The 10586-nt window shown below is 58.2% G+C and carries 9 protein-coding genes; all 9 read left to right on the top strand.

Features of this window, described 5'->3' with window-relative positions:
* Positions 1 to 324: 324 nt before the first annotated feature.
* A complete protein-coding gene (locus tag HZB29_12455) occupies positions 325 to 1368 on the top strand; it encodes a multicopper oxidase domain-containing protein (protein ID MBI5816410.1) in 1044 nt (347 codons plus the stop codon).
* Positions 1369 to 1381: 13 nt separating this feature from the next.
* Positions 1382 to 2068, top strand: a complete 687-nt coding sequence (locus tag HZB29_12450) for a c-type cytochrome (GenBank protein MBI5816409.1) — start codon at positions 1382 to 1384, stop codon at positions 2066 to 2068.
* A 2-nt stretch (positions 2069 to 2070) separates the two neighbouring features.
* Positions 2071 to 2451 carry a cytochrome c gene (locus HZB29_12445; GenBank protein ID MBI5816408.1) on the top strand — a complete coding sequence of 127 codons (381 nt, stop codon included), beginning with the start codon at positions 2071 to 2073 and terminating at the stop codon, positions 2449 to 2451.
* Between the two features lie 14 nt (positions 2452 to 2465).
* Entirely contained in the window at positions 2466 to 3404 is a 939-nt protein-coding gene (locus tag HZB29_12440; GenBank protein MBI5816407.1) for a multicopper oxidase domain-containing protein, read from the top strand.
* Positions 3405 to 3522: 118 nt separating this feature from the next.
* A complete protein-coding gene (locus HZB29_12435) occupies positions 3523 to 3813 on the top strand; it encodes a hypothetical protein (protein MBI5816406.1) in 291 nt (96 codons plus the stop codon).
* A gap of 95 nt (positions 3814 to 3908) precedes the next feature.
* Positions 3909 to 4976 carry an efflux RND transporter periplasmic adaptor subunit gene (locus HZB29_12430; protein ID MBI5816405.1) on the top strand — a complete coding sequence of 356 codons (1068 nt, stop codon included), beginning with the start codon at positions 3909 to 3911 and terminating at the stop codon, positions 4974 to 4976.
* Positions 4973 to 8083 carry an efflux RND transporter permease subunit gene (locus tag HZB29_12425; GenBank protein MBI5816404.1) on the top strand — a complete coding sequence of 1037 codons (3111 nt, stop codon included), beginning with the start codon at positions 4973 to 4975 and terminating at the stop codon, positions 8081 to 8083. Before HZB29_12430 ends, HZB29_12425 begins: the two co-directional genes overlap by 4 nt.
* Before the next feature lie 33 nt (positions 8084 to 8116).
* Positions 8117 to 9685, top strand: a complete 1569-nt coding sequence (locus HZB29_12420; GenBank protein ID MBI5816403.1) for a hypothetical protein — start codon at positions 8117 to 8119, stop codon at positions 9683 to 9685.
* A 74-nt stretch (positions 9686 to 9759) separates the two neighbouring features.
* Entirely contained in the window at positions 9760 to 10467 is a 708-nt protein-coding gene (locus HZB29_12415) for a chemotaxis protein CheW (GenBank protein MBI5816402.1), read from the top strand.
* Positions 10468 to 10586: the final 119 nt, after the last annotated feature.

The following is a 10586-nucleotide window of genomic DNA, read 5'->3' as shown; positions in this document are numbered from 1 at the left end:
TCTGCACACAGGCCACAGCCCGCTTGCGCAACTGCGTCAATGTCTTACTATCAAGCCCGCGCCCATCTGTATTCTTCATGGACTACAGCGTAACGCATATATCCACTTATGTCAATACTATTATGAGACGGTTAATATGTCATACGCGCCGCCGTTTCAAGATGATACTCTCCATTTCCATTGCGGCTCATGGGATTTTATTGATCAGCGCAGGCCTCCTGGCCAGCGCGATGGCCGCTGAATTTTAAAGAGCGTAAGCTTCCGGATGCGGTGTTCCGCCATGTCCGGACATAGGGGAGTTTTGTCTGTTCATATGGAGATTTTATGAAAATATCGAGGCGGTTCGCGGCTTTTTTCGCTCTGGCGGCTTTGATCCTGATCCCATCCAAAGGCTGGGCCGAAAAGCGTTCGTTTGAGATGACCATCGAGGACACAAAGATCACGCTCGTGGAGCAGCAGGACTTCCACACTTTCGCTTTCAACGGCCAGGTGCCCGGGCCGCTTTTCCATGTGAAGGAGGGGGATGAGCTGACGGTGAATGTCCATAACCTCACCGCCCTGCCCCACACCATCCACTGGCACGGCCTTGTGATGAAGAACAACTGGAAGAACGACGGTGTGCCCGGCGTGACGCAAAAAGCGATCGAGCCTGGCAAGTCGTTCACATACAAGTTCACCGCCGAGCCTTCCGGCACCATGTGGTATCACTGCCACGTCAACGTCAACGAACACGTGGTCATGCGCGGGATGTGGGGCCCGTTCATCGTGGACCCGAAAAAGCCCACACCAATCGAGAAAAAAGTGACCAAGGACTACATATGGATGCTCTCTGACTGGGACTCCAAGTACGCCTTCAAGCCGGGCAACGGCGGGATGCCGGGGGACGTTTACGACTATTTCACCATCAACGGCCACTCCTTCCCGGACACCCAGCCTGTCCGGGTGAAAAAGGGGGACGTTGTCAGGATACGCCTGATCGGGGCCGGCGAGTTCATCCACGCGATCCATCCGCACGGGCACACCTTCAAGGTGGCGTTCAAGGACGGCAGGCCCCTTCCGGCGCCGTATGAGGCCGACACCATCGTGGTGGGCCCCGGCGAGCGGTACGACATCATCATGGAGATGGACAATCCTGGCCTTTTCCCGGTGCACGACCATGTGGACTCGCACACCCTCAACGGCAGCAAGCTGATGGGCGGGCTTATGACCGTCATCGAGTATGACGGCATACCTGTGGCCACAGATCCGGTTTACGCATGGAGCGGCAAGAAGTTCGTCCCGGATTTCTATTACGAGGAATCGCTCAAGGGGAGCCTTGGTCTGAAAAACAATCCGGCCATGAAGGGCCAGGCGATCGGGCAGCAGTAAGGCGGGACTGATGATGAAACGTGTGTTGTTCTGCGCTTTTATTTCGCTGGCGCTTCTGGCCGGCCGTCAGGCCGGCGCGGCGGACGGCGGCCCGGCGCTTAAGGCCGATTGCGTGAAGTGCCATGCGGTGGGCAAGCCGGAAAATCCTTCGTTGGAACGGCTGGCCGTCCGCAAGGGGCCGGACCTTTATTACGCCGGGGACAAATTCAACAGGCCGTGGCTTGTGAAATGGCTCCAGAATCCTGTGCGAATACGCCCTGCCGGTGAGTTTTACCTCCGGCACATCAAGGCCGGGGCCAATGAGGACGTGGTGGACGAAGGGTCCCTTGCGCCCCATCCAAAGCTTGGCAAGGAAGAGGCGGAAACAACCGCGGACGACCTGATGGCGCTGACTTCTCCGGGAATCGTGGAGAAAGGCGTTTTCAAGAGCGGGGCTGTGAACATGATGATGGCGGGGATGTTTTTCACCAAGCTGCGCGGCTGTTCGGCGTGCCACATGTACAAGCCGGCCGCCGGAGGCAAGTCCGGCCCGGAGCTTTACACGGCCGCCGAAAGGCTCAAGCCGGACTATATCGCCGCCTACATCAAGGATCCACAGAAGATCGACCGGTATATATGGATGCCTAAGCTTGACATGAGCCCGGAGGACATCGAAAGCCTCACCGGCTACATCCTCAAGCTTTCGCCGGAGGCGAAGTGACCATGAAGAGGATAGTGATGGTTTCATTAATCGCGGCGCTGGCCGTTATTTTGGCGGCGGCCGGCACAGTTTCCGCGGCCCCAAAGGGGGCGGGAAGCGAGATGATCTACAACACGTATTGCGTGCAGTGCCACGGCCTCAAACGCAACGGCAAAGGGGTGAACAGCCCTTCCATGGCTGTGCAGCCCCGCGACCATACGGACGCGAAGGCGATGGGGGACGTTCCCGAGGCGCAGCTTTTCAAGGCGATAAAGGAAGGGGGCATCGCGGTGAACAAATCTCCGCTGATGCCCGCGTGGGGAGACGTGCTCACCGATGAAGAGATTAACGGGCTTACCGCTTATCTGCGGCAGGTCTGCAAATGTGGCTCAACCAACAAATAGGGGAGGAGTTTTTGATGACATCAAGGAAGTTGCTAGGAGCTGTTTTGGGGGGCGTTCTCGCCCTGGCGTCCTTTGGCGCCACCGCCGCCCAGGCGAAGACACACAAGGTGACGTTCCACGCCACCGAGGTGGACCTGCCGGTGGACAACAAGGGGACCAAGTACAAAATGTGGACCTTTGACGGCAAGGTGCCCGGCCCCGTGGTGCGGGTGACCGAAGGGGACACCGTGGAGTTCACGTTGATCAACGACAAGACCAACAAAGTGTCGCACTCCATGGACTTCCATGCGGCGCGCACCAACGTGGTCACCGACTTTGCCCCCATCAAGCCGGGCGAGTCGAAGAACTTCACCTTCGCCGCCACGTATCCGGGGGTGTTCTTCTATCATTGCGGTTCCGACCCGATGATCCAGCACGTGGCCCGCGGCATGTTCGGCGTGATCATCGTTGATCCGAAGGACGGCTCGGCCTTGCCCAAGGCGGACAGGGAGTATGTGCTCGTCCAGTCCGAGATCTACAACAACCCGGAAGACGTGAACACCATGATGCAGGGGAAGTGGAACAATGTCGTGTTCAACGGCGGCGTGTTCAAGTATGACCCCGTCCACGATCCGGCCGCAACACGCTTCCTGCAGGCAAAGCCGGGCGAGCGCGTGCGAGTTTACTTCGTGAACGCCGGGCCTAACGAATTCTCCGCGTTCCATCCCATCGCCGGGATTTGGGACAAGGTGTACGCCGGCGGCAACCCGAAAAACGTGTCCCACGGGATGCAGACGTTCGTCGTCGGGCCCGGGGACGGCGCGATATTCGACCTGATTTCTCCGGTGGAAGGCGCCAACGCCATCGTCACCCACTCGCTCAGACAGGCCCTGACCGGCGCCATCGCGGTGATAATGTTCACCAAGGACGCCGACCCGAAGGCCGGCCATGGCGAGCAGATAGTCGTGCGTTAAGGGCTTTATACCCCCTTGATTTCGCGGCGGCGGAGTTAAAACTCCGCCGCCGTCATTAAATAGCGTGAAATAATACCGTCAATTTTTTTGTGTGATGGTCTAAATGAAGGAAACAGAAATGAAAAATAGGTTCATCGGGATAATGGCGGCCGCCATGATGTTCTCCGCCACGGCGCCCATCCCGGCCGCATTGGCCGACGAAGCGGCGCAAACAGAACACGGCCATGACCACGGGGCGCAAATGCAGTCCGTCAACACTGTCCCCGGCGAAGGAAAAAAATACACATGCCCCATGGATCCGGAGATAGTGTCAGACAAGCCCGGCGCCTGCCCGAAATGCGGCATGTTCCTGGAAGAAGTGAAGGCTCCCGCCGCAAACGATAAAAAAAAAGTCCCGAGCCCCCAATAATCCCCAAAGGACAGGCCAAATCATGGATCTGTCCCATGCATCCGCAGATATCACAGGATCATCCGGGGGATTGCCCCTTATGCGGAATGCACCTTGTGGAACGCAAGGATACCGCCTCATCGTCGGCCGGGCCGGGCGTCACGATAAACGCCGCCACGGCGAAAAAAATGGGCATAAGGCTGGCTACGGTGAAGACCATGCCACTGTCGCGCAAGATAAAGACCTTCGGCTCGGTGAACGTGGACGAGACCTCCATAGTCACCGTCACCCCATACGTTGAAGGATGGATCAAGAAACTTTACGCGAACACCGTTGGCGTTGTCATAAAGCCCGGCGGGGCCGTCTATGAAATCTATTCGCCGGACCTTGTCCAGCGCCAGCGCGAATATGTGGAGATACTGATCAGGCGCGACACGCTTGGCGCCACAATCACCGAGATGTCGGGCCAGAACGCGGAAATGATGGCAAGCCTGGCGCGGGAGCGGTGGCGCGCGCGGGAAAAACTGCTGCTTGCCGGAATCGACGAGCCGACAATGAAACTGCTGGAGGACAAGCGCCGCCCAATCGAAATCACCCCTGTGCGCTCAGACAAGGGGGGCATCGTCACTTCGGTTTCTGTCCGCGAAGGGGCTTACGTCAATCCCATGAATCCTGTCGCCACGCTGGCCGGCCTTTCGCGCCTCTGGGTGGACATAGTGATATACCGCGACCAGCTTGGATGGCTTGAAGACGGAGCTAAAGTGACAATCCATCCCGCCGCCGCAGGAAACTTTTCGGTTGAAGGTACGCTCAAGCTGGCCAGCCCGCTTACGGACCCGGCAAGCCAGACGTTGCGCGCAAGGGTGATCATCGGCGGGGGGCAGAAGCTTTTGGCCCCCGGGATGCAGGTTAACGCGTTTATCAACGCGCAGACACGAAACGCGCTGGCCGCGCCGGTGAGCGCCCTTATCAGGGACGGGCGGGGGACGCGGGCGATGCTGTCCAAAGGTAACGGGCGCTTTGTCCCGGTCCCTGTGGCCACGGGCATTAGCGACGGCGAAAACATCGAGGTCACCGCGGGGCTAGCGGAGGGGGACATGGTGGCGGTCAACGGCCAGTTTCTCCTTGATTCCGCCTCGTCGCTAAACGACGCGGCCGAGCGCATGCGGCAGGGCGCCCAATGATCGAAAAACTAATCGGCTGGTCCATAAACAACCGGATCGGGGTACTGCTGGCTTCGGCGGCCCTTTGCCTTTGGGGCGTCTATTCGATGCGCCATATGCCACTGGACGCGATACCGGACCTTTCGGACACCCAGGTGATAGTGAAGACCATGTATCCTGGGCAGTCTCCGCAGATAGTGGAAGACCAGGTGACCTATCCTTTGACCACGGCGCTGATGTCCGTGCCGCGCTCTTCGGCGGTGCGGGCTTTCTCCATGTTCGGCGAATCTTCCATCTACGTGATATTCGAGGACGGGACGGACCCATACTGGGCAAGGGCGCGGGTGAGCGAATACTTGAACCAGCTGGCCGGCAAGCTGCCTCCGGGCGTCACCCCCTCGCTGGGGCCGGACGCATCCGGCGTGGGATGGATTTTCGAATACGCCCTGGTGGACAAAAGCGGCGTCCACGGCCCGGACGAACTGCGGGCGATACAGGATTTTTACCTTAAATATGAATTGCAAAGCCTTCCCGGCGTGGCGGAAGCGGCCACCATTGGGGGGATGGCGCGCCAGTTCCAGGTGGAACTGGCTCCGGAGAGGCTTGCCGCGCAGAATATCACCGCCAGCCAGGTCGCCGCCGCTATCCGCAGCGCCAACGAGTCCGGCGGGGGCTCTGTCACTGAAATGGGGCGGGCGGAGTACATGATCCGTTCACACGGATATCTGCGCACAATAGAAGATTTCGAGCTGATCCCCGTCGGGATGAGCGATAAAGGGATTCCGGTGAGGCTTAAAGATGTGGCGAACATCCATATCGGGCCGGAAACAAGACGCGGCGTGGCCGACCTGGACGGCGAGGGGGAGGTCACCGGCGGGATAGTGGTGATGAGGTACGGCCATAATGCGCTGGAGACAATCAACAGGGTCAAGGCCCGCCTTGAAGAGTTGAAGGCCGGCCTGCCGAGTGGAGTGGAGCTTGTGGTCACTTACGACCGCTCCGGACTCATAAAGCGCGCCATAGACAACCTTGTGTGGAAACTTCTGGAGGAATCTGCGGCTGTGGCGGTGGTCTGCCTGCTGTTCCTTTTCCACCTGCGCTCGTCGCTGGTGGCGGTGGTGACGCTGCCGATGGGGATCCTCGCCGCGTTCGGTGTGATGAAATGGCAGGGGGTCTCCGCAGACATCATGTCGCTAGGCGGCGTGGCGATCGCCATCGGGGCGATGGTGGACGCATCAATGGTGATGATGGAGAACATGTGCAAAAGGCTTGAGAAGGCGGAGCCGGGGGAGGACATCTGGGAGATCGCCCGGAAAAGCTCCGTGGAGGTGGGCCCGGCGCTGTTTTTCTCGCTGCTTGTGATCACCGCGTCGTTCCTGCCGGTGTTCTGGCTCGGTGGGCAGGAAGGAAAGCTGTTCTCCCCGTTGGCCTTCACGAAAACATTCGCCATGGCGGCCAGCGCGGCCCTGGCGGTGACGCTGACCCCGGCGCTGATGGGATATTTCATACGCGGCGGTATCCGTCCGGAATCGCGGAATCCTCTCAACATTTTTTTTCAGGCGATATACAAACCGGCGCTGCTGGCCTCGCTTGACCGGCGCAAGTTGACGCTGGCGGCGGCGCTCGCCATCATGGTAAGCGCCGCTTGGCCGGCCATGCGCATTGGGAGCGAATTCATGCCGCCGCTTTATGAAGGGGACATGCTATACATGCCCACCACACTCCCCGGCGTTTCGGCGGACGAGGCGGCCTATATCACGCAGATGACCGACGGGCTCATCAAGTCACTGCCCGAGGTGGAAAGGGTGTTCGGCAAGGCAGGCAGGGCCGAATCCGCCACAGACCCGGCCCCATTGTCCATGCTGGAGACGACCATACTGCTAAAGCCGCAAGACCAGTGGCCCGCGGGCGAGACGATAGACGACCTTATCCGCAAGCTGGACGAAACGGTGAACATACCCGGACTCACCAACTCCTGGGGCTATCCCATCCGCACGCGCATAGACATGCTCTCCACCGGCATACGCACCCCGCTGGGCGTCAAAATAACCGGCCCGGAGTTGGAGGGAATAACACGGATCGCCGAGAAAGTTGAGGCGGGGCTTAAAAAAGTGAAAGGGACGCGGGGCGTTTTCGCCGATCGCGTTTCATCCGGACGGTACATAGACATAACGCTCGACCGGCTTGAAGCCCTGCGATACGGCGTGAGCGCGGCGGACGTGCGCGAATTCGTGCAGGGGGCGATAGGCGGGGAGACCATCGGCTACGTGCTCGACGGGAGGAAACGCTTCTCCATAAGCATGCGCTACCCGCGGGACACGCGTGAATCGCCGGAGTCCATAGGTTCGGCGCTCATCCCCACCCCGTCGGGGGCGTCCATCCCGCTGTCGAGCGTGGCCACAGTCTCTATCGCGGACGGACCTTCCGAGATCAAGAGCGAGAACGGGCGGCTGACCGGATACGTGTACATAGACGTTGCCGGACGCGACATCGGGGGATACGCCGCCGAGGCGAAACGTGAAGTGGAGCGCGCCGTCAAACTGGAGCCTGGCTACGCGCTTTCATGGTCTGGCCAATACATATCCATGGAACGGGCAAGGGAGCGTTTCAACCTGGTGGTCCCGCTCACGGGGCTGATCGTATTCGCGTTGCTGTACATTTATTTCCGCAACGCGGTGAAGGTGGCGATGATCCTGCTTAGCCTGCCGTTCGCGCTGGCGGGCGGTTTCTGGCTTGTATATCTGCTCGGCTATAACATGTCGGTGGCGGTGGCGGTGGCGGTGGGTTTCATCGCGCTGGCTGGCGTGGCGGTGGAGTTCGGCGTGGTGATGATCCTTTACATAGACAACGCCGTGGAGGAGCGGTTGCGCAACGGCGTGGAGGTTGGCCCCGGGCAATTGCGCGAATCGATAATCGAAGGGGCCTTGATGCGGATACGCCCTAAGATGATGACCGTGACCGTGATAGTGGCCGGGCTTCTGCCAATGATGCTAAGCTCCGGAACCGGATCGGACGTGATGCAACGCATCGCCGCGCCGCTTGTCGGAGGCATGTTCACTGCCCCGCTGTTGTCGCTGTTCGTGACGCCGGCGCTATACTGTATGTTCGTACGGATCCGGAATAAATGACTGGCTTTGCCGGATTTGCGGAACACCTTTTTGATGGCGGCGCGTCAAAAAGGCAATCTTAACTCCCTCCAGCTTAAGTTTACGATAATATTAAGGTGCGAGCTAAACCTGCGTCAACGGTGCGACCGTATGCCGGAAATCGAAAAGGATCTTCTGCGCCGCTTAAAACGGCTTGTCCAGTCAAAAGCCGGGTTGCGTGTAAATCCGGGTAATGACAAAACGCTGGAAACGGCGATCACCTCAAGGATGAAATCCCTCCATATCTCCTCACCGGAAGATTATTGCGCGATCCTGGAATCCTCGGCGCAATCAGCCGCCCTGGAACGAAAGGAACTGGCAAGATTCATCACTGTGGGCGAAACGTACTTTTTCAGGGACTCGGGGCAGTTCTCGCTTATCCGCCGGGTCATCCTGCCTGAGCTTATAAAACGCCACAATGAAGACAAGACCCTTCGCATATGGAGCGCGGGATGTTCCACCGGCGAAGAGCCTTATTCCATTGCCATGGCCGTTGACGAATTGCTTCCCGCCGGAAACGGCTGGAATATTTTTATCGCCGGGACTGATTTGAGGGAGGATTTTCTGGCCAAGGCAAAATCCGCGATTTACGGAGACTGGTCATTCCGCCTGACCTCGCCTAAATTCAAGGAAAGATACTTTAAAAAGAACAGCCGGAACGAGTGGGAACTTGACGGCCGCATCCGCGGAATGGTGACATTCACCGAGGCCGACCTGGCTTTCCCGGATAGTTCCGATTCCGGCGCCCTCCCCGGGGAAATGGACCTCATCTTATGCCGCAACCTTCTTTTATATTACGGCCGGGAATTCGCCGGTGAGATTGCTGAAAGGCTGGCGGCGGCCCTAAATGAGGAAGGATATCTTCTGACAGGGCATGGCGAGCTGTATTCAACGCCGGTAAAAGGCCTTAAATGCAGGATTTTCCCCGAATCTGCCGTCTATCAGCGCATCACCGCCCAATCTCCGCCAAAACGCCAATCCACGGATACGCCGGCGCCCGTCAGGTTCGACGCCGCCGCGATAAAACGTCCTGCGCGAACAATCATGAAAGATGCGGCTAGAGGGCAAACAAGTGATATCGCCGCAGGGGCTCTAACTATCAATGGAGCTTCAGATATTGAGAGCCTCCTTGAGAAAGGGGAATACGGCCATGTGGTGAAAAAAGCCGGAATGATTCTCGCCGAAGACCCCAAATCCGTGAAAATTCTTTGCCTCGCCGCCAGGGCGCTGGCCAACATGGGGGATCACGACGGCGCCTTGCGTTATCTGCAAAGAGCGGTGGAGGCGGATTGGAACGCCATGGAGCCGCATTACCTGATTTCCCGCATCGCCGAGGAGGCGGGGGACATCGAGATGGCCAAAGACTCGCTTCGCAAAGTGATATACCTTGCGCCGGCCTTCGCCCCGGCCTTTTTGGACTTGGCGGCGATATTGGAAAACGATGGCGATCTGAACGGCGCCATCAAAATGCGGAAGGCCGCGCTGGATGCGCTGAATGCCATGCCGGATGATTCCGCGATCGAATATTATGAGGGAATAACGGCGGCCCAACTGCGCGAGCGGATAGAAATAATGGTGGCATAAATTTCATCATGGTATTAGATTAATATTATCAGTGTTCGCCGATTCGCGGGGGCAATCGGGATGGTCGGATAGTCGTGAACAGCACATATCTGATAATTGATCACCATGGCGTCCTATACGCCGTGGACGCCAGGGCTGTGCGCGAGCTGATCTGGCTCCCGGAGTTGACGCCGGCCGAAGAATTCCCCCCGTTTGTCCCGGGCATCTTCAATCTTCGTGGAAAAATCGTCCCGGTCATTGATTTGGACATCCGTTTCGGCCACACTTCCGGCCGATATTCAATCAGCGATGTGGTAGTGATCATCCAGATTGAAAACTCCCTTGTGGGACTCATCGTGAATGAAGCGATCCAGGTGGAGACCGTTGCCCAGGAAGCCATAGATATCCCTCCGGAGATGGCGCTGGAAAATGCCGCTCCTCAAAAGCTGCTTTCCGGGGAAATAAAGCTGGAAAACGGCATCGCGATGATCATCAATGTGGCGAATTTGATAAAACATGGCGGAGCCGCCGGCGTTTCACCTGAAATAGAAGATTATTCCACACCGGCGATTCACCCGGCTTTTCCGCCGGACGCGGAACCATCGGACAAAATCATATTCCGGGAACGCGCGCTCGGATTGCGGCGGAAAACGGAGGAACAGAACCTTAGCGGCTTTATGCCTTTTGCGGTGATCAGGATGAACGGCGAACATTTCGCGATGGACCTGAACCTGATCCTGGAGTTCACCAACCTGAAAAGCATGACCCCTGTTCCATGCTGCCCGAGTCAATCCCTTTTTTAGTTGAAACTCCCGGCATGACCGTCACGCCGCTTTCACCATTATCTTCCCCGCCAGAGCCCGTTTCATGATCTCACGCAGTTCTGGCAGGTGTTTATAACCGCTCACTTTCCTCAACCTGG

The organism is Nitrospinota bacterium, assembly GCA_016235255.1.
GTDB lineage: Bacteria > Nitrospinota_A > UBA7883 > UBA7883 > JACRLM01 > JACRLM01.
The sequence above is the reverse complement of the archived record's forward strand: the minus strand, read 5'-3'. Positions and strand labels throughout refer to the sequence as shown.